At 65.6% G+C, this 21,695-nt stretch carries 20 protein-coding genes; 7 read left to right on the top strand and 13 right to left on the bottom strand.

The window, feature by feature from the left end; all coding sequences use genetic code 11:
- Nucleotides 1-223 precede the first annotated feature (223 nt).
- The 3 genes from AC4D6D_RS18855 (at nucleotide 224) to AC4D6D_RS18845 (ending at nucleotide 5,485) form a co-directional block, all read left to right on the top strand.
- The gene (locus AC4D6D_RS18855; RefSeq protein WP_491328560.1) at nucleotides 224-2,569 is read left to right on the top strand and encodes a TonB-dependent receptor; all 2,346 of its coding nucleotides are present in this window, start codon (nucleotides 224-226) and stop codon (nucleotides 2,567-2,569) included.
- Nucleotides 2,570-2,648: 79 nt separating this feature from the next.
- Complete coding sequence (locus tag AC4D6D_RS18850) at nucleotides 2,649-4,109, top strand: amidohydrolase (protein ID WP_491328559.1); 1,461 nt, start codon at nucleotides 2,649-2,651, stop codon at nucleotides 4,107-4,109.
- A gap of 116 nt (nucleotides 4,110-4,225) precedes the next feature.
- Entirely contained in the window at nucleotides 4,226-5,485 is a 1,260-nt protein-coding gene (locus AC4D6D_RS18845; RefSeq protein ID WP_491328558.1) for a dicarboxylate/amino acid:cation symporter, read from the top strand.
- A gap of 46 nt (nucleotides 5,486-5,531) precedes the next feature.
- On the opposite strand, the gene AC4D6D_RS18840 is transcribed toward AC4D6D_RS18845, so the two are convergent.
- The 7 genes from AC4D6D_RS18840 to AC4D6D_RS18810 form a co-directional block, all read right to left on the bottom strand.
- Nucleotides 5,532-8,726, bottom strand: a complete 3,195-nt coding sequence (locus tag AC4D6D_RS18840; RefSeq protein ID WP_491328557.1) for an efflux RND transporter permease subunit — start codon at nucleotides 8,724-8,726, stop codon at nucleotides 5,532-5,534.
- A 4-nt stretch (nucleotides 8,727-8,730) separates the two neighbouring features.
- Complete coding sequence (locus AC4D6D_RS18835; RefSeq protein WP_491328556.1) at nucleotides 8,731-9,870, bottom strand: efflux RND transporter periplasmic adaptor subunit; 1,140 nt, start codon at nucleotides 9,868-9,870, stop codon at nucleotides 8,731-8,733.
- Between the two features lie 5 nt (nucleotides 9,871-9,875).
- On the bottom strand, nucleotides 9,876-11,156 hold the full coding sequence (locus AC4D6D_RS18830) for a TolC family protein (RefSeq protein WP_491328555.1): 1,281 nt from the start codon (nucleotides 11,154-11,156) through the stop codon (nucleotides 9,876-9,878).
- 70 nt (nucleotides 11,157-11,226) lie between these two features.
- Complete coding sequence (locus tag AC4D6D_RS18825) at nucleotides 11,227-11,556, bottom strand: hypothetical protein (RefSeq protein ID WP_491328554.1); 330 nt, start codon at nucleotides 11,554-11,556, stop codon at nucleotides 11,227-11,229.
- A 104-nt stretch (nucleotides 11,557-11,660) separates the two neighbouring features.
- Nucleotides 11,661-12,014 carry a hypothetical protein gene (locus AC4D6D_RS18820; RefSeq protein ID WP_491328553.1) on the bottom strand — a complete coding sequence of 118 codons (354 nt, stop codon included), beginning with the start codon at nucleotides 12,012-12,014 and terminating at the stop codon, nucleotides 11,661-11,663.
- A 108-nt stretch (nucleotides 12,015-12,122) separates the two neighbouring features.
- Complete coding sequence (locus AC4D6D_RS18815; RefSeq protein WP_334184049.1) at nucleotides 12,123-12,527, bottom strand: acyl-CoA thioesterase; 405 nt, start codon at nucleotides 12,525-12,527, stop codon at nucleotides 12,123-12,125.
- Between the two features lie 144 nt (nucleotides 12,528-12,671).
- Entirely contained in the window at nucleotides 12,672-13,253 is a 582-nt protein-coding gene (locus AC4D6D_RS18810) for a DUF4142 domain-containing protein (protein WP_491328552.1), read from the bottom strand.
- Between the two features lie 121 nt (nucleotides 13,254-13,374).
- Between AC4D6D_RS18810 and AC4D6D_RS18805 the strand changes: the two genes are divergently transcribed.
- Nucleotides 13,375-13,773 carry a DUF3597 family protein gene (locus tag AC4D6D_RS18805; protein ID WP_491328551.1) on the top strand — a complete coding sequence of 133 codons (399 nt, stop codon included), beginning with the start codon at nucleotides 13,375-13,377 and terminating at the stop codon, nucleotides 13,771-13,773.
- 84 nt (nucleotides 13,774-13,857) lie between these two features.
- Here AC4D6D_RS18805 and AC4D6D_RS18800 read toward each other — a convergent pair whose 3' ends face one another.
- The 3 genes from AC4D6D_RS18800 to AC4D6D_RS18790 form a co-directional block, all read right to left on the bottom strand.
- Complete coding sequence (locus AC4D6D_RS18800; protein WP_147219960.1) at nucleotides 13,858-14,040, bottom strand: hypothetical protein; 183 nt, start codon at nucleotides 14,038-14,040, stop codon at nucleotides 13,858-13,860.
- Nucleotides 14,041-14,131: 91 nt separating this feature from the next.
- On the bottom strand, nucleotides 14,132-14,563 hold the full coding sequence (locus AC4D6D_RS18795; protein ID WP_491328550.1) for a hypothetical protein: 432 nt from the start codon (nucleotides 14,561-14,563) through the stop codon (nucleotides 14,132-14,134).
- A gap of 125 nt (nucleotides 14,564-14,688) precedes the next feature.
- Complete coding sequence (locus AC4D6D_RS18790) at nucleotides 14,689-14,865, bottom strand: hypothetical protein (RefSeq protein WP_491328549.1); 177 nt, start codon at nucleotides 14,863-14,865, stop codon at nucleotides 14,689-14,691.
- A 397-nt stretch (nucleotides 14,866-15,262) separates the two neighbouring features.
- Here AC4D6D_RS18790 and AC4D6D_RS18785 point away from each other — a divergent pair, with 397 nt between their 5' ends.
- From AC4D6D_RS18785 to AC4D6D_RS18775, 3 genes are all read left to right on the top strand, one after another.
- A complete protein-coding gene (locus AC4D6D_RS18785; protein WP_491328548.1) occupies nucleotides 15,263-17,239 on the top strand; it encodes a M48 family metallopeptidase in 1,977 nt (658 codons plus the stop codon).
- 37 nt (nucleotides 17,240-17,276) lie between these two features.
- Entirely contained in the window at nucleotides 17,277-17,837 is a 561-nt protein-coding gene (locus AC4D6D_RS18780; RefSeq protein ID WP_491328547.1) for a hypothetical protein, read from the top strand.
- Between the two features lie 334 nt (nucleotides 17,838-18,171).
- Nucleotides 18,172-19,230, top strand: coding sequence for a LacI family DNA-binding transcriptional regulator (locus AC4D6D_RS18775; protein ID WP_491328546.1), 1,059 nt, complete (start codon nucleotides 18,172-18,174; stop codon nucleotides 19,228-19,230).
- Nucleotides 19,231-19,311: 81 nt separating this feature from the next.
- On the opposite strand, the gene maiA is transcribed toward AC4D6D_RS18775, so the two are convergent.
- From maiA to gtdA, 3 genes are read right to left on the bottom strand one after another with little or no spacing between them, the layout of a single operon-like run.
- Nucleotides 19,312-19,956 carry a maleylacetoacetate isomerase gene (gene maiA / locus AC4D6D_RS18770; RefSeq protein WP_491328545.1) on the bottom strand — a complete coding sequence of 215 codons (645 nt, stop codon included), beginning with the start codon at nucleotides 19,954-19,956 and terminating at the stop codon, nucleotides 19,312-19,314.
- Nucleotides 19,949-20,647, bottom strand: a complete 699-nt coding sequence (locus AC4D6D_RS18765) for a fumarylacetoacetate hydrolase family protein (RefSeq protein WP_491328544.1) — start codon at nucleotides 20,645-20,647, stop codon at nucleotides 19,949-19,951. The genes maiA and AC4D6D_RS18765 overlap by 8 nt, the downstream gene beginning before the upstream one ends.
- Nucleotides 20,644-21,690 (bottom strand): gentisate 1,2-dioxygenase, encoded by a 1,047-nt coding sequence (gene gtdA / locus AC4D6D_RS18760; RefSeq protein WP_491328543.1) that lies wholly within the window; start codon nucleotides 21,688-21,690, stop codon nucleotides 20,644-20,646. Before gtdA ends, AC4D6D_RS18765 begins: the two co-directional genes overlap by 4 nt.
- Between the last annotated feature and the right edge of the window lie 5 nt (nucleotides 21,691-21,695).

Below are 21,695 nucleotides of genomic sequence, written 5' to 3'. Positions count from 1 at the left end.
GCCCCTCGGGACGGCCCGGTTCCTGCCTGTTCGGCGATGTCCTGCGCAGCGAGAAAATGGGTCCGGCCTTCCGTGTCGAATGCCCGGCATCCTTAGCCGCCGGCGGCCCGGCGCGTCACCCGGAATATTTTTTCATCGAAAGCGAATGATCCGCGATGCGCTGCGTCTTGCGACTATCGGCCTGCGATCAGGGACAGGCCGGAAAAAAAGGGGAAATAAAAAAATGACCTGTCGCAGCCTTTCGGCTCTGCTTCTCGCGTCCAGCATCCTCGCCGCCGCCGCGCCTGCCCAGGCGCAAGTTCAGAATCAAGCCCAGAGTCAGACCCAGTCGCTCGACCAGCCGGGCGGCGACATCGTCGTCACCGCACGCCGCCGCGAGGAAAGCGCGCAGACCGTGCCCGTCTCGGTCACCGCCTTCAACGCCGAAATGCTGCGCGAAAAGGCCGTCGTCAGCACCCAGGACCTGACCTATACGACGCCGGGTCTCAACGTCGCGCCGCAGACCTCGCGCGATACCCCCTCGATCGTCATTCGCGGCCAGCGCCGCGCCACCGCTGGCGCCTCGGCTCCCTCGGTCGTGACCTACTTCGCCGACGTGCCGCTGCCCAACGAAGGCTCGATCGTGCCGACTTTCGACATCGGCTCGATCCAGGTGCTCAAGGGGCCGCAGGGCACCCTGTTCGGCCGCAACACCACCGGCGGCGCCCTGCTGCTCTATCCGGTCGCGCCCGACTACGATCTGGCCGGTTACGGCCAGGTCACGCTCGGCTCTTACAACGAGACCACGTTCGAAGGCGCGGTGAACGTGCCGATCGTCGATGACCATGTGGCACTGCGCGTCGCCGGCCAGATCGCTCGCCGCGACGGCTATACCAAGAACCACGGCAACGGCGGCGACCTCGACGATCGCCACAACGACGCTTTCCGCGCCTCGCTTCTGCTCGAACCGGTCGACGGCCTGAAGAACACCACCGTGTTCGACTGGTATCGCGCGCGCGAAAACGGCACCGGCACCGTGCTGAGCGGCGTCTACCCGAACCCCGCCGTCAGCGGCGGCGGTACCGCGCGCACGGCGGCCAACCGCCCCTACTTCGACTGCGGCGTCGCCGGTTGCGACATCGACATCGCCCTCGCCGAACAACAGGCGGCAGGCGTGCGCGACGTCAGCACCAGCATCGATCCCTACTCGAACCGCACGTTCTGGGGCATTGCCAACACTTCCGAACTGGAAGTGGGCAAAGTCACCTTCAAGAACATCTTCGGCTACCGCCGCAGCAAGGTTGCCGCCGCCCGCGACATGGACGGCACCTACCTCGCGCTCTACGACGGCGTTTCCAACACGAACGTCAAGCAGGTCTCGAACGAGTTCCAGATCCTCGGCTCGCTGCTGAACGACCGGCTCGACTGGATCGTCGGCGCCTTCTATCTCAAGAGCGATCCCAGCGGCGTCAACGGCAGCGTCACTTACTCTGCGGTGATCCCCGGCAGGACCTTCACCTACAACGAGAACTACAACTCCTCGACCAGCAAGGCGCTGTTCGGCCAAGTCGGCTATGCCTTCGGCGGCTTCGCGGAAGGCCTGCGCTTCAACGGCGGCTTCCGCTACACCTGGGACAAGTCCTCGGGCTGCTCGGTGGCCACGCTCGACACCGCCGCCCACATCGGGCCTGACGATTGCGGGACTTCGGGCGGCAAGACCGGATCGGAAAGCTCCAAGGCGCCGACCTGGACGCTGGGCTTCGACTACAAGGTCAACGACGACCTGTTCCTCTACGTCACCAACCGCCGCGGCTACCGCTCGGCAGGCTACAACCAGAGCGGCATGTCGCCGTACTTCGACGGTTTCGAGACCTTCAAGCCGGAAAAAGTCACCGACTACGAAGCGGGGATCAAGTCGAGCTGGGAACTGGGCGGCGTGAAGGGCCGGTTCAACGTGGCGGCCTACACCAGCAAGTACAGCAACATCCAGCGCTCGATCTTCCCCGGCGCCGACTTCGACGGCGACGGCAATTCGGCCAACGATCCCAGCAGCCTGATCATCAACGCCGCCAAGGCGACGATCAAGGGCACCGAGTTCGACTTCTCGGTCACGCCGACGAGCGGCTTCACCCTCTCGGGCTTCGGCGCCTATACCGATGCCAAGTACGACGAGTACGACGCCCCCGCCGCCTTCATCCCGCTGCTGGGCAACAACCCGGTGAACAACAAGTTCTCCTACACCCCCAAGTGGACCCTGGGCGGCGGCGCCCGCTATGCCACCTATCTCGGCGACTTCGCCGAGATGGTGTTCAACGCCAACTGGTTCCACAGCACCAAGGTCTGGTACGTTGAGCGTCCGCTGGACACCAACGGCATCCAGAAGGCCTACGACACCGTCAATCTGAAGCTGGACTTCAACAATATCGAGAATCGCGGCATCGACCTCGGCTTCTTCGTGCGTAATCTGTTCGATGTGACCTATGCCGCTGCCGGTGGTGTCGTCACGCCGTCCGTTACATCGACCACGCTCGTCTACAACGAGCCGCGCGTGATCGGTGCCCAGCTGCGCATCTCCTTCGGGAAGCGTTGATTCCGAGTGCCGGCCCCCGCGCGGACAGGATGCCGCGCGGGGGCACCCTTTCGATACGACCTTCCATGGGGATAGCCTGATGAAATCCTTCGTTCGTACCGCCCTGTTCCTCCTCGCCGCCGGGGCCAGCGCGCCCGCGCTCGCAGGCCCGCTTGCCGAGGCCGACCGTACCGCGATCCTCGCCGACGTCGATCGCGGCGCGGCCGCCATGTCGCGCAATGCGCTGCAGATCTGGTCCTGGGCCGAAGTCGGCTTCCAGGAGACCAAAAGCTCCGGCCTGCTCCAGAAGGACCTCAAGGCCGCAGGCTTCCAGGTGACGCCGGGCGTCGCCGGAATGCCCACAGCTTTCGTCGCCAGCTTCAAGACCGGCGATGGTCCCGTCATCGGCATCCTCGCCGAATTCGACGCCCTGCCCGGCCTCGCCCAGGCCGCCGAGCCGGAACGCCGCGTTATCGACGGCGTCGCCGGGCACGCCTGCGGCCACAACCTGTTCGGCGCCGCCTCGATCGCCGCCGCCATCGCCACCAAGAACTGGATGGTCGCCCACGGCATCAAGGGCGAGCTGCGCGTCTACGGTGCGCCTGCCGAAGAAGGCGGCTCGGGCAAGGTCTTCCTCGTCCGCTCGGGCCTGACCAAGGACGTTTCCGCCATGCTGCACTGGCATGCGGGTGACGGCTATAGCGCCATGCAGGGCCACGCGCTGGCCAATGTCAGCGCCAAGTTCCGCTTCCACGGCGTCGCCTCGCACGCCGCCGCCGCGCCCGAGCGTGGCCGCTCGGCACTCGATGCGGTCGAGGCGATGGACAACATGGTCAACATGATGCGCGAGCATGTCCCGCAAGAAACCCGCATCCACTACGTCATCACCGACGGCGGCAAGGCGCCCAACGTCGTGCCCGAGACCGCCGAAGTCTATTACTACGTCCGCCACCCCGACCAGCAGCAGGTGGCCGAGATCATGGAGCGCGTGAAGAAGGCCGCCGAAGGCGCCGCGCTCGGCACCGGCACCACGGTCGAGTACAACCAGATCGGCGGCACCTTCGACCTGCTGCCGAACGACACGCTCGGCCATGTGATGTACGACAACCTGAAGCAGGTGCCGCTGCCCAGCTACACGGCGCAGGAGCAGGCCTTCCTCGACAAGATCGGCGCCAGCCTGCCCAAGGGCGGCCGCAAGCGCGAGACCGGCGTGGCGCCTTATTCCAGCGGCGAGATCATGTCGGCCTCGACCGATGTCGGCGATGTCAGCTACACCACCCCGACGGCGGGCATGTCCGCCGGGACCTGGGCGCCCGGCACCCCGCCGCACAGCTGGCAGGCGGTCGCCGCCAGCGGCAACAGCGTCGGCACCAAGGGCGCGGAAGTTGCCGCCAAGACCTTGGCGCTGACCGCCGCACAGCTGTTCCAGAGCCCGGACACGCTGGCCGCCGCGAAGCAGGAACTCGACGAACGGCGCGGCCCGGACTTCGTCTACCGCTCGCTGCTGGGCGACAAAGCGCCCTCGCTCGACTACCGCAAGGCCGCTTCGTCCAAGGACTGATCGCCTTTTACAGAGTTGACCGGACCCATCCTGACCCCGGTTCCGCCGCTCCAAATCCGGCGGAACCGGGGGCTTTTTTTGGGCTTCACGCACTCCCTTCGAAAAGAGAATTTCCTATGTCGCGTCGCCTGACGACTTTCATCGTCGCCGGGATGGTTTCCGGCGTCTGCGCGGGGTTCGCCGCCAACCGGCTCGTCGGCGATACGCCCGAGACGGCCAGCGAAGTGGCGGGCTACTTCCACCTGCTCGCCGACGTCTTCCTCCATCTCATCAAGATGATCATCGCCCCGCTGGTATTCTCCACGCTGGTGGCGGGCATGGCGCATATGGGGGACAGCAAGGCGCTGGGCCGGATCGGCGGGCGGGCGATGGCCTGGTTCCTCACTGCCAGCCTGCTGTCGCTGGCGCTGGGCCTCATCCTCGTGAACCTGCTGGCCCCCGGCGAGGGGCTGCACCTCGTCCGCAGCGGCGCCGCCTCGGCGGTCGATGCTCAAGCGCTCAACTTCCGCGACTTCGTGCTCCACGTCTTCCCGACCTCGATGGTCGGGGCCATGGCGGAGAACTCGATCCTGCAGATCGTCGTCTTCTCGATCTTCGTGGGCGTGGCGCTCACCGCGCTCGGGGAAGAGGGCAGACCCATCGTCACGCTGATCGAGGCGATGGTGAAGATGATGCTGACGGTAACCGGTTATGTCATGCGCATGGCGCCGTTGGCAGTGTTCGGCGCGCTGGCAGCGGCGGTGACGACCGAGGGCATCGGCGTGCTGGCGACGTTCGGGCGACTGGTAGGATCGTTCTATCTCGCGCTGGGCACGCTGTGGCTGCTGCTGGTCTGCGCCGGTGCCCTGTTCCTCGGCAGGCGGATCCTCACCCTGCTGCGCCTTGTCCGCGAACCCGTGCTGCTCGCCTTTTCCACCGCATCGTCCGAGGCAGCCTATCCCAAGATGCTGGAGCAACTCGACCGCTTCGGGGTGCCCCGCCGCATCTACAGCTTCATCCTGCCGCTGGGCTACAGCTTCAACCTCGACGGTTCGATGATGTACGCCACTTTCGCGACGCTGTTCATCGCCCAGGCCTACGGCATCGACCTGCCGATCCTCACCCAGATCACGATCCTGCTGGTGCTGATGGTGACCAGCAAGGGCATTGCCGCCGTGCCCCGCGCCTCGCTGGTCGTCGTCGCGGCGACGCTGGGGCAGTTCGACCTGCCGGTGGAGGGCATCGCCTTCATTCTGGCCGTCGATCACTTCATGGACATGGGCCGCACCGCCACCAACGTCCTCGGCAACGCCATCGCGACGGCGGTGATCGCGAAATCCGAACAGAAGCTGGAAGCGGCGCAAGGCGCATCCCTCGAATGCACCGCCCCGGCATGAGATAGCAGGGAGAAGCGCTCGACGGGCGCGCTTCTCCCTTGCGCCCTTACCGGGCGGGTGCCTCGACCGGCAGGTCACGGCGTCCATATCGCGCATAGAGCGTCGGCAGGACGAACAGCGTGAGCAGGGTCGCCGAGATCAGCCCCCCGATCACCACCGTGGCAAGCGGCTTCTGCACTTCCGCGCCCGCCCCGGTGCCCAGTGCCATCGGCACGAAACCGAGGCTGGCGACAAGCGCCGTCATCACCACCGGACGCAGGCGCTGGATGGCGCCGGAGCGGGCCGCCTCGGCCCGCTCCATGCCCTTGCGCATGAGGTCCTGGATCGACGAAACCATGACCAGACCGTTGAGCACGGCGATGCCCGACAGCGCGATGAAGCCCACCGCCGCCGCGATGGAGAAGTCCATGCCGCGTGCGAACAGCAGCAGGACGCCGCCGACCAGAGCCAGAGGAACCCCGGTGAACACGATCGCCGCATCCCGGATCGAACCGAGCGCTCCATACAGCAGCAACAGGATCAGCGCGAAGCAGGCCGGTATCACCAGTTGCAGCCGCGCCCTTGCGGAGGCCAGATTCTCGAACTGGCCGCCCCATTCCAGATAGCTGCCTGCCGGAAGCCGGACCTCACCCGCAATAGCCGTTTGGGCATCTTCGACCACGCTGCCGACATCGCGTCCCCGCACATTCGCCTGGACGACGACACGGCGCTTGCCATTCTCGCGGCTGATCTGGTTCGGGCCGTCGACGACGCGGATGTCCGCCACGCTGGCCAGCGGCACGAACCCTCCTCCCGGCACCGGCACCTGAACCTGCTCCAGCACGCCGATATCGGCACGCTGCGTTTCGGACAGACGGATGACGACCGGGAAGCGGCGATCGCCTTCGAAGATCATGCCCGCCTCGCGGCCGCCGAGCGTGGCCGTGACGATATCCTGCACGTCCTGCGCAGTGACGCCGAGACGCGCCATGGCATCGCGATTGGCGCGAATGTCGAGCATGGGAAGTCCCGTGGTCTGCTCCACTTTCACGTCCACCGCCCCCGGCGTGCGGCGCAACACTCCCGCGATCTTCTCGGCCGTGGCATTCATGGCATCGAAGTCTTCGCCGAAGACCTTGACCGCGATGTCGCCGCGGACCCCGGCGATCAGCTCGTTGAAGCGCATCTGGATGGGCTGCGTGACCTCGTAGGCATTGCCCGGAAACCTGTTCAGTTCCTTTTCCAGCCGGGCCACGAGTGCATCCTTGGTGAGCCTCCGGTCTGGCCACTGATCGCGCGGCTTCAGCATCACGAACATGTCGGTGGCATTGGGCGGCATCGGATCGGATGCCAGTTCCGCCGTGCCCGTCTTGGAAAAGACGAACCGCACCTCCGGCTGCCGTGACAGCATACGCTCGATCGGCACCTGCATCGCCTGGCTCTGCTGAACGGAAGTCGCGGGGATGCGCAAGGCCTGGATCAACAGGTCGCCCTCATCGAGCTGCGGCAGAAAGACCTGTCCCAGCGACAGGAACGCGGCGATGGCGAGAACGAACCCGCCGATCCCAACGCCCACCGTCATGCCCGGCCGCTTCATCGCCTTGTCGAGACCCGGCGCATAGCGCCCCTTGAGCCAGGCCATGATCCGGCCTTCCTTCTCCTCCACGCGATTGGAGAGCCAGAGCGCGATCACGGCAGGCACTGCCGTCAGAGAGAGCACGAAGGCAAAGCCAAGTGCCATGATGACCGTCAGCCCCATCGGCACGAAGGTCTTGCCCTCCACGCCGCTGAGCGTCAGCAGCGGGATGTAGACGAGAATGATGATCGCCTGCCCATAGACCGAAGGCCGGATCATCTCGCGGGCGGCGGCAGCCACTGTGGCCAGGCGCTCCTCCACGGTCAGCAGACGCCCGCTGTCATGCTGTTGCTCCGCCATGCGCCGCAGCGCATTTTCGACGATAATGACGGCGCCGTCGACGATCAGCCCGAAATCCAGCGCGCCGAGGCTCATGAGATTGGCCGAGACACCGGCCCTGAGCATGCCGAAGCCGGTCAGGAGCATCGTGACCGGGATCACCATCGCCGCGATCAGCGCCGCGCGAAAATTTCCGAGCAACGCGAAAAGCACGACGATGACCAGCAACGCCCCTTCGCCCAGATTCCCCGCAACGGTCCTGATCGTCGAATTGACGAGCTGCGTGCGGTCCATCACCGGCTGCACGATCACGTCGGGCGGTAGCGAGGCATTGATCTCCTGGAGGCGATCCGCAACTGCCGTGGCGACCGTCCGGCTGTTCTCGCCGATCCGCATGATCGCGGTGCCGACGACGACCTCGGTGCCGTTCTCGGAAGCCGAGCCCATGCGAATGGCCTGCCCGGTCCGGACCTCGGCAACCTGGCCGAGCGTGACCGGAACGCCGTCGCGCGTCGCGACCACGACCTTGGTCAGTTCACTGGCATTCCGGATCAGCGCATCGGACCGCACGGCCAGTCCTTCGCCGTTGCGATTGACGAAACCGCCACCCACGCTCGTATTGTTGCGCTCCAGCGCGGTTGCGAGGTCGGTCAGCGTGATGTTCATCGCTGCAAGACGCTGGACATCCGGCACGACCAGGAACTGCCTGGCATAGCCGCCGATAGAGTCGACCCCGGCCAGCCCCTTGGTGTTCTTGAGCAAAGGCGAGACGATCCAGTCCTGCGCCGTTCGCAGATAGGTCGCCTTGTCGGTCTCGCCGGTCAGGCGCTCGCCTTCAGGCGTGATGTAGCTGCCGTCCGGCTGCATGCCCGGCTCACCGGGAACGTGCTTGTCATCCTTTCGGTGTTCGAGACGGACGGTCCACATGTAGACCTCGCCCAGCCCGGTGGCGATCGGTCCCATCTCGGGGTTGACCCCGGCGGGAAGGTTTTCCTTCACCCCGGTAAGGCGCTCGCCCACCTGTTGGCGCGCGAAGTAGATGTCGGTGCTCTCGTCGAACACCGCGGTGATCTGAGAGAAGCCGTTACGGCTCAGCGAACGGGTATGTTCGAGGCCGGGAATACCGGCCAGCGCGGTCTCGATCGGAAACGAGACCTGCTTCTCGACCAGTTCCGGCGACAGTGCCGGGGCGCGGATATTGATCTGCACCTGGTTGTTGGTGATGTCCGGCACCGCGTCGATGGGGAGCCGGGACAAGGCGGCGGCGCCGACGATGGCGGCAAGGACGGTCAGCAGCAGGACGAGCCAGCGCCTGCGAACCGCCCAGTTGACGATAGGGGCGATCATCGGCTCAGTCCTCGTGCGCCGCTTCGCCCTTGCCGAGTTCGGCCTTGAGCGTGAAGCTGTTGACGGTGGCGATCTGCTCGGTGCCCTTCAGGCCCGACCTGACGATCACGGTGCCCCCGGCATTGTCGCCGAGCGTCACGGGAACCGCCTGGAATCCGGTCGCGGTGCGCACGAAAATCACGCTCCTGCCCGCAATCGTCTGGATGGCGGTGCTGGGCACGCGCACGGCGCTGTCGCTGCCCTCGCCATTCAGCTGGACCGAAGCCGTGACCGGCTCGCCCACGCGCCATTGCCCGCCGCGATTGTCGAGCATGGCCATGACCGGCACCAGCCGGGTCTGCGGATCGAGCGCGGGTGAAACGAATGTCACCTTGGCGGTGGCGCTGCGACCGGATGCGGTAACGGCTACCGAACTGCCCGGCTTCACCCGGCCGGCATCCGCCGGTTGCAGGCTCAGCGCAAGCGAGACGCTCGACAGATCGGCTATCCGGTAGAGTTCGGCATTGGCATCGACGGTCTGGCCGAGCACGACGCTGCGAGCGATGACCTGTCCGGATATCGGCGCGGCAATACCAAGGCGGTTGAGCCCGCCCCCGCCGACACCCGCCGCCGAAATCTGTCCCTGTGCCTGCCGGTAGGCGATCCGGGCTTCGGTGGCTGCCGTACGCGCCGCGATCAGGTCCTGCTCGGGCGAGACGCGCTGGGCGAACAGGCGCTGCTCGCGGGCCAGATTCGCATTGGCCAGTGCCAGACGCGCGCGGCTTGCCTCGACTTCGCCCTTGAGCAGGGCGGCTTCGCGGCTCTCGATCACCGCCAGAATCTGGCCGCGCCCCACCGACTGGCCGAGATTCCGGTCGAGCGCCACCACGCGCCCGCCGATCGCCGCGGACACGACCTGCGTGCCTTGCGGATCCCCTTCGACGATCGCCGGCAGTTCGAGCGTGCCCGAACCGCCCACCACCGGACGGCCAAGCTGGATGCCCGCCGAGGCGATCTGCTCCTGCGTCAGTGTGACCTTGCCGTCATCGGCATGGGCGGCCTCGCCCGCCTCTTCTTCCTTCGGAGCGGCATCCTGTGAATTGCCGCCGCCACAGCCCGCGAGCGAGAGCGCCAGCGCGGCGCAGGCAAACATGTAAAGCTTCATGACGATCAATTCCCCCCCTGAAATGCGACGGCGGGCGCGGTCAGGCGCTCCAGCTGCGCACGGGCATTCTGATAGGCGGCCAGCGCATCGATGGCCGAGACGCGCGTCTCGGCGAGCGTGCGTTCGGCATCCAACAGGTCGAGTTGGCCGAACTTGCCCTCGCGGTAGCCGATGCGGGCGATCCGCGCGGCTTCCTGCGCGGCGGCCAGCGCCGGACCGGCAGCAGCCCTTGCCGCCGTGGCGGCATTGTCGGCATCAGCCTGAGCATCGGTGATGGCCTGTTCGATATCGAGCGCGCTGACGCGCCGCTGTGCCTCGGACTGGGAGCGCCGGGCGTTGGCCTGCTCAAGCGCGGCGCCGCCGTTGTTGAACACCTGCAGCGGGATCGACAGAGTGAATACCGCCGCGAAGTCGTTGCTCGCCTCCAGTCGCCGTAAGGAAGGTCCTACGTCCACATCGGGCACCCGGTTCGCACGGGCCAGCCGGACCTCGGCATCGGCGACAGCCAGATCGGCATCGGCCGCCGCGAGCGCCAGCGTGCCCTGCGGATCGACGGGAAGGCCCGGCCCATAGGCGTCGGAGGGCAGGCGATCGAGCAGGCCTGCATCAAGTGCGCCATTCAGGCCACGCCCCATGCGCCGTTCCAGATTGATCCGCGCGGCACGGGTCAGGCGGTCCTGTCGTTCGACATTCGCCTCCGCCGCTATGCGGGCGACATCGGCCCGCTGCTGTTCGAGCGGCGAGGCGCGGCCCGCCTGCACGCGAATGCTCGCGGCCCTGAGCGTATCACCGGCGATCCGGGCCTGGTCGCGTGCCGTCGCAAGTCGGCGTTCGGTTGCGATTGCCGCGACGTAGAGCCGGGTGGTCTGAAGCCGCAGGTCGGCGGCAACGATCGCGGCCTGAAGCTGCGTTCTGGACAGTTCCGCCGAGGCCGCCGCGACGCGAGCACTGCGCTTGCCGCCCCGTTCGAGGGTCTGCATGAACCCCACCGTCGTCTCGTTGCTGCGAAGGCCATTGTAGGCCCCGGTTCCGGCGACATTCTCGATCTGGGTCTGCGCCACGGGGTTGGGACGCAGCCCGGCGACGCGCCGCCCGGCCTCGGCGGCACGGATGCCGGCCGCGGCGGCTTCGATGGCGGGCCCGCTTCCGCCCGCTGCCGCAACGGCATCATCGAGGGTGACTATTCGGCCCGAAGACTGCACCGCGCGCGGCGGCGCAGTGTCCTGCGCCTGCGCGACGGCAGCGCACGACGTGGCGGCCAGCAGAGCCGCTATGATCCTGTACATGAAGGTATTCCTGATTGAAGGATGACTGGCCTCGGCCGCACATGCGCGCGCCGGAGCCGTTCGAATTCAATCAGGCAATGGGAGGTCGCAGATCAGGCCCGGCGATCCACCGGCCGAGACCCTGCGAGCGCGCAGCGGGAACCCGCTCCTTCAGCGCGCCGCGAAGCTGGGGATCCAGGTCCCGGGATGGCAGGAAGGAGGCACCGCCATGACAGTTTGCGTGGTGGTGCGGCACGCCCTTGTCGGCGTCGCCCTGCGATTGGTCCGCGTCCCCTTCGTCGTGGACGTAGCCGGAACATTCCATCGTCACCGGACCCGAAATCTCGGCAGCATGAAGGGCAGCGGTCGCCAGGAACGACGACAGCAGCATCAGCAGCAGAGAAACGCTCCAGCGCGACATGGGCCCGCCCATACCGCATTCGCGAAGCCCTGTCATCTCGAAGTCTTGCCCGTCGCAAAGCGGCATTTTCGCACGGTCAAAGCGCGGGCGTCCCGGTCTTCGCCTCAGGAGCGCGCTCTGGCCACGGTGCCCTGAAGCTCTGGAAAGCACTCGCGCGCAAGGCTTTTCCACATGGGCTCCACGGCATCCTTCCAGTCGCCGTAACCATAAAGAACCAAGGTGCCGTCATGGCGCGCCTCGAACGACATGAGCGGATTGGTCGGGGTATCGACATCCTTGGCCACGCGGAAATCAACCTTGCGGCCGAATTCCACCGAGAGGTTTTCGCTCACCCCGACATCGTCGAACTCGGTTTCGACACAGGCCGCAACCTCACCGATGGGACGATCCGAATGCGCCTTGATGGAGGCCGAGACCGAAGGCAGCGCAGCCGAAAGCAGGATAGCGGCAAGAAACATGACGCGTTGATACCACGAGTGGACAGATGGCCCAAGGCCGCCCGTCAGCGGGCGGGGCACCTGGCGAGTATGACGTTCAAGGGGTCAGGCAAAAGATCCGGCAAAGGATCAGGACGGATTTCCAAAGAAATGGTCGATAACATCCCGCGCCAGTCGGGCAGGCTTGAGCGTGGCGGCATCGAGACAGCACCAGCTGGACTTGACCTCGGCGAGGACTTCCTCCCCTCGCTTGATGATCGTTTCGTAGAAGGCCCGCGCGCCCTGGACCTTTTCCAGCAGCACGGTGGCGATCACGTCGTCCCCCAGGAACGTCGGCTTGCGATAGGTGATCTCGTGCTTGAGCGCGACCCACAAGTGCTGGCCGACCACGTCGGTCGGCGCGATGGCGCGCCAATGGTCGAGAACCGCGTCCTGCACCCACTTGAGATAGCTGGCGTTGTTCACATGACCCATGAAGTCGATGTCTGCAGCATCGACGCCGATGCGGAACTCGTGGGGAATCGCGGTGCTCACGGCAAGACTCTAACAGAACTGCGGCCCGCGCAGCAGACAAATATCATCGTTTTCGGATAAACCCGGATTATTGCAGAGCCGCGACAGCGGCAGGGATCGCCGCCAAGGTCCGGACGACCATCCCTGCCCGCGACCGTATTTCCGTTACAGCGACTTGGCCATGTTGAGATGGGCCGTGACGGTCGGAACCAGTTCCTTGGCAAAGGCCTGGAGCGGCGCGGAATCCCCGCTAGCGGCATAGGCCTTGAGCGCCGTCAGAGTCGCCTGATGGGCCTCGACCTGGGCCTTGGCATAGGCCTTGTCGAACTCGGCGCCGGTCAGCTTGCCCAGCGAATCGACGGTCTGCTCCTGCGCATCGCTCAGCGTGGCAGAAGGCGTGATTGCGGGAGAAAGCTTGCCGGTGACGCCCTTGAGCTTTTCGGTCGAGGCCGTATGCGCATCGATCATCTTGTTGGCAAAGCGCTTCACCGCCGCCGAGCTGCCCTTGGCCACGGCCAGCTTGGAGGTCTCGATCTCGAAGGCGTCGCTTGCGGCGGCCGTGTTGGCGAAAGCCTGCGCCGGACTTTGCGTGGCCGTGTCCATCGGCACGTCCGCGCCCGGAATGGCGCCGGGAACGACGCCGGTTGCCGTGCTCGTGGCCACGTCGCTGGTGGCCGGCGCTTCTTTCTTGCAGGCCGTCAGCGCAAGAGCGGCGAACGATACGGCGAAAAGTACCCGATGCTTCATGGTGAGTTCCTCTTCCAGACTATGCCTCTGCGTGAACCATCTTCTCCGCCGAGCGTTCCCGCTCAGGCTGCTTCCGGTCGCCCGGACCGGCAAAGCGCCCTTTCCTGCCAGGAGCACGACTATGGGAATCCTCGGAAACATCTTCGACAAGGTCTTCCATCGCAACAAGGCGGAAGCTGCCCCCGCACCTGCCCAAACTGCCCCGACGGCGCCTGCCGCGACCACACCTGCCACTTCCGCCCCGACACCTGCGGCCGAGCCTGTCGATGTCGGCGCCGTACTGGAGGAAATGGCCTCGATGAAGGCCGACCATGGCGGCAACTACAAGACCTCGATCGTCGACCTGCTGAAACTGCTGGACCTCGATTCCAGCCTCGCCGCACGCAAGGAACTGGCGGACGAACTGGGTGTCCATGTCGCCGCGGACGGATCGGCGGAACAGAACATCGCCCTGCACCGCGCGGTCATGGACAGTCTTGCGGAGAACGGCGGCGTGGTTCCGGACAGCCTTCGCCAATAGCCGTCGAGCCAATGGGATTGGATCGCGGGCGATCGGCAGATCCGATCGCCCCGGTTTCTTGGCGAGTCCAGCTCTTTGACGTGTTCAGTTCCTCAACATGTTCCAGTCGTCATCGCCGCCCTTCGCCCGCAGGACATCGAGCGCGGTCTGGACGTGGATCGCGGCAAGGTCCTGCCCGCAAGCATCGAGACGCCCGACCGCCTCCTGAAGCAGGGCAGCAATGCTGCGCAATTCAAGGATAAGCTGCTCCTGGTTGGTGAGTGCCATACAGAACCGTCTCTCCCCCTGGCCCTGACGCCAAGGCTAAGCGATCGGAGACGCTTCACCAAGTGGAATTACGTATGATTTATGGCGAATATCAGACGATCCGCGCCGCTCGCCTGAGATAGTCGTGCATCAGCGTAGCCCCCTTCTCGGTCAGGCGGATGTCTCCGCCCAATCTGTCGCTTCCCGGTGCGTGAAGCACAAGCCCTTCTGCTTCAAGGACATTCACCCATCGCTGGGTCGTGTTCCAGGATACCATGCGTCCAGGCATCGTGCGGCTTTCGGACTGCCCGATATAGAGGTCGAGAAGGATGTCCCATGCGGGATCTCCAAAGAAGTCCGCACCGAACACGTCATCCCGCAGCCGCCGACAGCTGCAGATGAACTCCGCCATCGGCACCAGATCGGCAGGTTCCAGAGTATCGTCGGAGTCGTCTTCTCCCTCGCGCTTCAGCAACCGGCGCGCCAGAACCGCCAGCTTCGGCGCAACGCCGGTGGCTTTCCCTTCCCGCAGTTTCCTACCCATTTCCCCCGCTTCTCGATTCCACGATCGCAGCTCATACCGCAGTTGCGAATGCCGGAAGCCCACCATGCTGACAACGGCGCAGCGGCGATAGATGTCGAGACTGCAAAAAGTTAATCAGCAAGGCTTCATCGACGACGGGCAGCGGCGACCAGCGCGTAAGTTGTCACGCCGCTGATCGCCAGAGCCAGCACGAAGCCCGCGATCGCGCCCCACTTCGCACCGACCGGCCCCAGAAGAAACCCGCCGAGCGCCAGTCCTATGAGTGGGAGGACCACCAGGGCAAGGCAGCCGATTGCGAACACGGGCATTTCTCCTGCCAGGTTGCGCGGCCCTTGCACGCCCTGCCCTGAACATAAGCTTTCGGCCCTGTTCCGTTCATTCCAGCCCTGCACCGGACTTGGACGCCCCCGTCCCACCTATCTACCTGTGCAGGCATCCAATTCAGGACAAAAGCAAAACGATCTTCAAAGCGATTAAACGCTGGCAGGTAACGTTTCGACGTATGCGCTCCTTGCCAAAAGTTTCGATCTTTCTAGGCGCATTCCACCTAAGATTTTGATTTTTGAGGTATTTAAGATGGTGCTTAGTCGGCAAAGATTCGAATTGCTGGCCGCCTTGATAGTTGCTCCGATACTACTTCTTGCCCTCGGGTACTGGGAGCATTCACGGGCGGGCGAGGCTATCGCCTATTTCGAAGGGATGTCGGCGGAACTCCCCCAAAAGGTCGCCGAGCTGCGCGCATTGGCGGCAAGCGACAAGTATGCCTCCGTCGATCTGGGAGACGAGGTCCGCTACGCGCCCGGACTGGCGGCGAACATGCTGGAGGAGATGCAACCTGCAGCGCAGCGGGGGCTGTTCCTGGCCCGATTACAGCCCTTTCTGGCGTTTGCGGCCATCGTCGGCGGCCTGCTTGCTCTTGCTGGCGGCGTGGGCGGCCTGGCGTTCGCCGAGATCGCGGCGCGGCGGGCGAGAGCCTCGCGCGACACTCTGGTTGCCAGTTTCGCCGCGCTCCAGCGCGCCCTGCCGGTCATCCTGGGAACGATGGTCGTCGGCCTGTCGCTGGCTATCGCGGCCAGTGCCGCCTTCGAGGCCATCGGTCTGGTATCGTCGGTGCACCTCACGAAGGGCGACATCAAGCTGACGATCGCGGCGGTGGTTCTCGGCGGCGGTGCCGTCATGGTGGCCTGGTCGGCGGTGCGTTCGCTGATGAAGATCGGCGCGCTCTATACGCCGGAGGAAGGTACGGTGCACGGCCGCCTTCTGACCGACCGGGACGCCCCGGCCCTGTGGCGCTTCGTGCGTGAAATAGCCGATCGCCAGCAGACCGTCTCGCCCGACGCGGTGATCGTCGGCATGGAGGGCGGGTTCTTCGTCACCGAGCAGACCTTGCGCCTGTCGCCGGGGGACAGCCGGGTCTCCGGCCGCACGCTCTATCTGCCCGCACCCTATCTGGCTTTCCTGAACGAGGGCGAGACTGCGGCGATCGTGGGTCATGAACTCAGCCACTTCACGGGCGACGATACGCGCTACAGCCAGCTTTTCGCACCGCTCTACGCAGGCATGCAGCGCACGCTTGCCGCCATCGCAACGGAGGCCGGCAACATGATCCTGCTGCGCGGTCCGCTGCTCTACGCGGTTCATGCGATGCACCGCTTCGACCACGGCGTGCAGCACTGGAGCAGGTTGCGCGAGTTCGAGGCCGACCGGCTCGGAGCGGGCGCCGAAGGACGCCGCCATGCCGCTTCGGCGCTCGTGCGGACCACCATCGTCGCGCCGCCGGTCAGAATGGTGCTGTCGGAAGCGTTCGAGAACCCGGACCGGGCGGAAGCCGATCTGCTCGGCGTCATGGTCGCGCAAGTGGAGCAGCGCGGCTGGCCGGATGTGCGCGATCATCTTGCGGATTCCACCTCTCACCCGACCGACAGCCATCCCCCTACCTCGGAGCGAATCCGGCGGCTGGATGTCGCGGTCGATGAGGCTTTGCTGGAAGAAGCGCTGCGCCCGCCGCAAGGCGCCTCCCCCTGCGCGGGCGAGCGGTTGGTCGCGGACTGGCCTGGCCTCTGCCGGGAATTGAGCACCGAGTTCGTCGCGCAGGCGCACACCGCGCATGGCGAGCACCGTGCCTTCCTCGAGGAAACCGCCGCGGCCGTTTCCGGGGAGGCAGTAACCTTGCACAATGATACCCGGCTCATGGTGGGCTTCCAGTTCACCGCGAGCGCAGTGCTTGCCACGGCTGGCATAGCGGCCTGGATTTTCCAGATGCCGCTTGGCCTGGCGGGACTGCCCGCCGTGATCCTGACCGGTTCCTGCCTGGTCGCTGCTGCCGCCACGCTCCTTGCGGGCATGCTCGTGAAGCGCAGTACCAAGGTGCCGTTTCTCGTCCTCTACCCGGATCGTCTGGCAACGCCGCGACTGAGCGAGGCCGTCGCCTGGAGCGAGATCGAGGAATGGACCGTGACCTACGGCAATCGTTTCGGGCTCGACCTCGTGCTTTCCGAAGATGCCGTGCTTCCGCGCGTTACCGGCGCAGGCAGGTTCACCAAGGTTCTTCGCAAGAAGCGGGAACTGCGCATCGGCGGTTATGGAGTGCGCGGGATGAAGGTCGATGCCTTTGCAGAGCTGGTCGGAAGCTATATCGCTGCGGACAAGGCCCGGCGCGCCTTGGGCAAGTCCTGAGCGACGAAGAATTTTCTCAATGAGACAGGGATCTATCGTGACAAAACCCGACCACTTCCGCCGACGCTCCGCTCTTGCAAGCGCAGCACTCGCCATCGCGCTTGTCGGCAGCGCCCAGGCATCCTCCGCCGAAACGCAGGAAGATATCGCCCAGTCCATGGGCGAGGCGAAAAGCGGGTGTTCGCAGAGGGAATTCAACCAGTTCCTCGACGCGTTCATCGCCTCGCCGGCGGTACGCGCCAAATACACCGCACCGCAAGTCGAGCAGCGCGGATTTGGCCAGCCCGCGAAGGCGACCGGCCGCAGCCTTCCGGCGAGTGCCTACCAGTCGTTCAATGTCTCGCACGTGGATTGGCAATTCGCCGACACCGCCTCCGTCGCGCGGTGGCAGGCCGACCCGAACAAGCCCTACACGGCGCTGGACGTGAAGTTCGAGGATCTGCCCGACGGCAGTTTCAAGTTCACCTATCAGCCTGCCATCCTGCGTGACGACGACGAAGGCGACGGCTGGACCGTGGAACGCCACATCGGCAAGCCCGCCGCCTATTTGTTCGCCTGGCGAAGCGGCTGCTGGCAATTGACGCAGGACTTCCGCTGAGGGAAAGCCGGGGACGGGCAAACGATGCTCGTCCCCGGCGAGGCCCGGATAATCCCGGCGGTCGCTCATATCGAGACCGAAGCGCATCCGAACGCGTGTCGGAATTGATGCCCTGGCGAAATCGGCGCGCGTCTGCTTGGCCATTTTCAGCATGTTCCCCTCTTTCTGAACGATCCTTCGCCATGCGCGATTAGCGGATGGACACTCGCTTATTTAGCGCTACAATCCGGCATGCACCATGGATTGCAAATCTGGTTGCCCATTGTGTCGACATACTCGCAGCGGCCGGTCTCAGCCTTGCCTATTCGCGGGCGGCACCTATGACGGGAGCGATATGACAAGCGGCACGAACATCCGAAAACGACGGCGCGGCGGCGGCGGCCCCACGATCGCCGAAGTGGCCGAACGCGCTGGCGTATCGACGATGACGGTATCGAACGTGCTGAACAACAGACCGGTCGTCCAGGCCGATACCCGCGACGCCGTGCTGAAGGCCGTGAAGGCGCTGAACTATACGCCGAACAGCGCCGCCCGCGCCCTTGCCAGTGCCGTGACCTTGCGGATCGGATTGATGCACAGCGATACGGAAAGCGCACTGCTGAGCGCGGTTCTGGTCGGATCGCTCAAGGCTGCCGCCCGGCTTGGCGCACAGCTGATCATCAACTCCTTCGATCCCGCCGATCCCCTCGGCGGCGTGGAGGCCTTCCTGAAGACCGGCCTCGACGGACTTCTGCTGCCGCCGCCCATTTGCGAAATGGTGAGCGCGGCGGGAATTCCGGAGCGATACGATACCGCCATGATCGCCCTCGCCCCGGGTAGCGAGCTGCGCAACATGGACTGCGTGCGGATCGACGACGAACAGGCCGCCTACGAAGTTACCCGCATCCTCCTCGAAAAAGGGCATCGCCGCATCGGCTTCGTCACGCTGCCCGGCGCGCTTGTCGCCGTATCGCGCCTGCGCGGCTACTTGCGGGCGCTCGGCGAGCAAGGCGTCATTCCCGACATGGGCCTGGTCTGGGAGGCGCGTCCGACTTTCGACGCCGGGCTTGCGCTCGCCGAGCGCGTGCTCATCGGCGAGCGGCAAGTGACGGCCGTAATCGCGGGCAACGACGACATGGCGGCCGCGTTCGTCAATGTCGCCTTGCGCAACAACCTCTCCGTTCCGGGAGACATCTCGATCATCGGCTTCGACGACACGCCTATTGCGGTGAAGATCTGGCCGGCCCTGACGACCGTGCGCCAACCGCTGGCGCTGATCGCGGAGCAGGCCACCGAAAGGCTGATCCGCAATCTTCGCGAAGGCACCGGCAAGGGCACCGGCAAAGTTGAGGCCAGTTACGTGGACTTCACCGTGATCGAGCGCAATTCGGTCGGCTGCGTACCGAAAGCATAAAAGAAGGCGGCGGCGGATCTGCATCCGCCGCCGCCTGGGCAATCGGCTCGGGAGGAGGTTTCGGCCGGTCGCCCCAAGGTTTCAGGACAGCTCCGCGTCAGGCTGGCGCGACGGCGCCGCGAGCTGAAATGCCGGCAATGCGTTGCAGGCAGATTCGATCGCAGCGATCCGCGGAAAATCGAAGCGCGCCCCGAACCGCCGTGCATTTCCAAGCTGAGGAACCAGGCAGAGGTCGGCCAGCGTCACTTGCTCGCCGAAGCAGTAAGGCCCCTCGTTCGCCGCGATCAGCTCCGAGAAGGCTTCAAGGCCGGTCTCGATCACTTCGCGCGCCCAGCCGGACACCGCCTCTTCATCGAGCCCGCGCCCGCGCAGCATCTCCAGCACCTTCAGGTTCTGAAGCGGGTGCACCTCGCAGGCTATGACCTGGGCCGCAGCCCGTACCCTGGCCCGCTGGACCGGGTCCGCCGGCAGCAGCGGCGGATCGGGCCGGATCTCATCGAGATATTCGCAGATGGCAAGGCTTTGCGTCAGCGTCTCGTTACCCACTTCCAGGCTGGGCACCAGCCCCTGCGGGTTGAGCCTGAGGTAGTCCGCCGCGCGCTGCTCGCCCGCGCGCAGTCGATACGTCCGTCCGGTCCATTCCATGCCCTTGAGCGCGAGTGCGATGCGCACGCGCCAGGACGAGGAGGATCGCCAGAACGTATGAAGGACCAGCGGCTCAGGCACCGGCGGGCGGCCCCACCGTCACCACGGTGTCGCTGAGCCCCGCAACCGAGACGACGATCTCGTCTCCGGGAACCACGGCGCCGACACCGGCGGGCGTGCCGGTGTAGATGAGGTCGCCCGGTTCCAGGCGGTAGGCGTTCGAGAGGAAGGCGATCAGGTCCGCCACCGGATGGATCAGGTCCGCCAGGTCGGCTTCCTGCCGTACCGCTCCATTCACGGTCAGCCGGATGGTCCCCTCGTTCAGCGGGCCGGTCTCGGCGATCGGATGGATCAGGCCAAGCGGCGAGGATTGCTCCACGTTCTTGCCGGCATCCCAGGGGCGGCCCTTGGCCCGTGCTTCGAGCTGAAGGTCGCGGCGGGTCATGTCCAGCCCGGTGGCATAGCCGTAGACATGGTCCAGCGCGTCAGCGGCGGCGATTCCGCGCCCCCCCTTGCCGATGGCAACGACCAGTTCCGCCTCATAGTGAAAATTCGCCGTGACCGGCGGATAGGCCATGACCGCGCCGCTGGGGATCACCGTTTCCGCCCACTTGGTGAAGTAGAACGGCGCCTCGCGGTCGACCTCGACGCCCATCTCCCTGGCATGGTCGGCATAGTTGCGGCCGATGCAGAACAGCCGGCGCACCGGGTAATCGTGACCGTCGCTGGTCTTCGCGATGACGGGCGGCAGCGGGTCGAAGAGATAGGTCAATGGTTGAACTCCCGGTAGAGATCCAGCTTCACCTGCGAAGCCTTGTCGGAATAGGCGAACAGCACCAGCTCGGATGCCGCCCGAAAGCGATGGGGAACCCAGGAGGGCACCACGACGACATCGCGCGGCTTGAGGTCGATGACCTCCTCGCCCAGCAGCAGTTCGCCGCTGCCTTCGCAGACCACGAAGACGGTGCCGTCGGTCGCCTGGCGGGTGCGGCTTTCGAAGCCGGCGGGCAGAAGGCGGACATGGGCCGAAATCGTGGAAAGTACCGGCCCGCCGTCCGCCGGATTGGTGAATTCCAGCGCATGGCCAAGGTGCGGGTCGATGTCGCCGCTGGAAGCCAGGGCCTGGAGCGCGGGCCGCCAATCGGCATAAGGATAGTGGAACAGCGGTCGGCCCGCCGGTCGCCGGTCTGCCGCGCTGCCGCGCATCGGGCGCATGTTGTGGCCGTAGCGCGCCAGGGTATCGCCCGGCGGCGCGGTTTCGGGGTGCACGGCAGTGCCGAGACGCTCGGCGAAGCTGGCATCGAACAGGCGCACGGTCGGAATGTCGAGACCGTCGAGCCAGATCATCGGGGCGTCGCCGGCATTGCCGTGATCGTGCCACTGGTACGCCGGTGTCAGCACCAGGTCGAACTGCTCCATCATCGCTTTCTCGCCGTCGAGCGCGGTGAAGGCCCCGCTCCCTTCCATGACGAAGCGCAGCGCGTTCTGGGCGTGGCGGTGACAGGGCGCGACTTCGCCCGGCAGGATCAGCTGGAGTCCGGCATAGAGGCTGGGCGTGATCGCCGCCTGTCCGGCGATTCCGGGATTTTCCATGATGAGCACCCGGCGCTCGGCCTGTTCGGCGCTGATGATGTCGCCCGCGCGCATCAGAAACGCGCGTGTTTCGTCATAGTCCCAGCGCCACGGACGGGCCGGGGACGCCGGTTCGGCCAATACGAGCGCGTGGAGGCTCTCCCACAAGGGCTGAAGCCCCTGCGGCGCCATCGCCGCATAGAGCGCTTCGAGCTGGGAACGCTGGTCGTTGGCACCTGTCATGTCGG

It is taken from the genome of Novosphingobium sp. BF6 (assembly GCF_058273105.1).
The sequence above is the reverse complement of the archived record's forward strand: the minus strand, read 5'-3'. Positions and strand labels throughout refer to the sequence as shown.

Coding starts and splice junctions, on each gene's coding strand:
- AC4D6D_RS18855 (WP_491328560.1), top strand. CDS start 224: ATGACCTGTCGCAGCCTTTCGGCTCTGCTTCTCGCGTCCAGCATCCTC.
- AC4D6D_RS18850 (WP_491328559.1), top strand. CDS start 2,649: ATGAAATCCTTCGTTCGTACCGCCCTGTTCCTCCTCGCCGCCGGGGCC.
- AC4D6D_RS18845 (WP_491328558.1), top strand. CDS start 4,226: ATGTCGCGTCGCCTGACGACTTTCATCGTCGCCGGGATGGTTTCCGGC.
- AC4D6D_RS18840 (WP_491328557.1), bottom strand. CDS start 8,726: ATGATCGCCCCTATCGTCAACTGGGCGGTTCGCAGGCGCTGGCTCGTC.
- AC4D6D_RS18835 (WP_491328556.1), bottom strand. CDS start 9,870: ATGAAGCTTTACATGTTTGCCTGCGCCGCGCTGGCGCTCTCGCTCGCG.
- AC4D6D_RS18830 (WP_491328555.1), bottom strand. CDS start 11,156: ATGTACAGGATCATAGCGGCTCTGCTGGCCGCCACGTCGTGCGCTGCC.
- AC4D6D_RS18825 (WP_491328554.1), bottom strand. CDS start 11,556: ATGTCGCGCTGGAGCGTTTCTCTGCTGCTGATGCTGCTGTCGTCGTTC.
- AC4D6D_RS18820 (WP_491328553.1), bottom strand. CDS start 12,014: ATGTTTCTTGCCGCTATCCTGCTTTCGGCTGCGCTGCCTTCGGTCTCG.
- AC4D6D_RS18810 (WP_491328552.1), bottom strand. CDS start 13,253: ATGAAGCATCGGGTACTTTTCGCCGTATCGTTCGCCGCTCTTGCGCTG.
- AC4D6D_RS18805 (WP_491328551.1), top strand. CDS start 13,375: ATGGGAATCCTCGGAAACATCTTCGACAAGGTCTTCCATCGCAACAAG.
- AC4D6D_RS18800 (WP_147219960.1), bottom strand. CDS start 14,040: ATGGCACTCACCAACCAGGAGCAGCTTATCCTTGAATTGCGCAGCATT.
- AC4D6D_RS18795 (WP_491328550.1), bottom strand. CDS start 14,563: ATGGGTAGGAAACTGCGGGAAGGGAAAGCCACCGGCGTTGCGCCGAAG.
- AC4D6D_RS18785 (WP_491328548.1), top strand. CDS start 15,263: ATGTCGGCGGAACTCCCCCAAAAGGTCGCCGAGCTGCGCGCATTGGCG.
- AC4D6D_RS18775 (WP_491328546.1), top strand. CDS start 18,172: ATGACAAGCGGCACGAACATCCGAAAACGACGGCGCGGCGGCGGCGGC.
- gtdA (WP_491328543.1), bottom strand. CDS start 21,690: ATGACAGGTGCCAACGACCAGCGTTCCCAGCTCGAAGCGCTCTATGCG.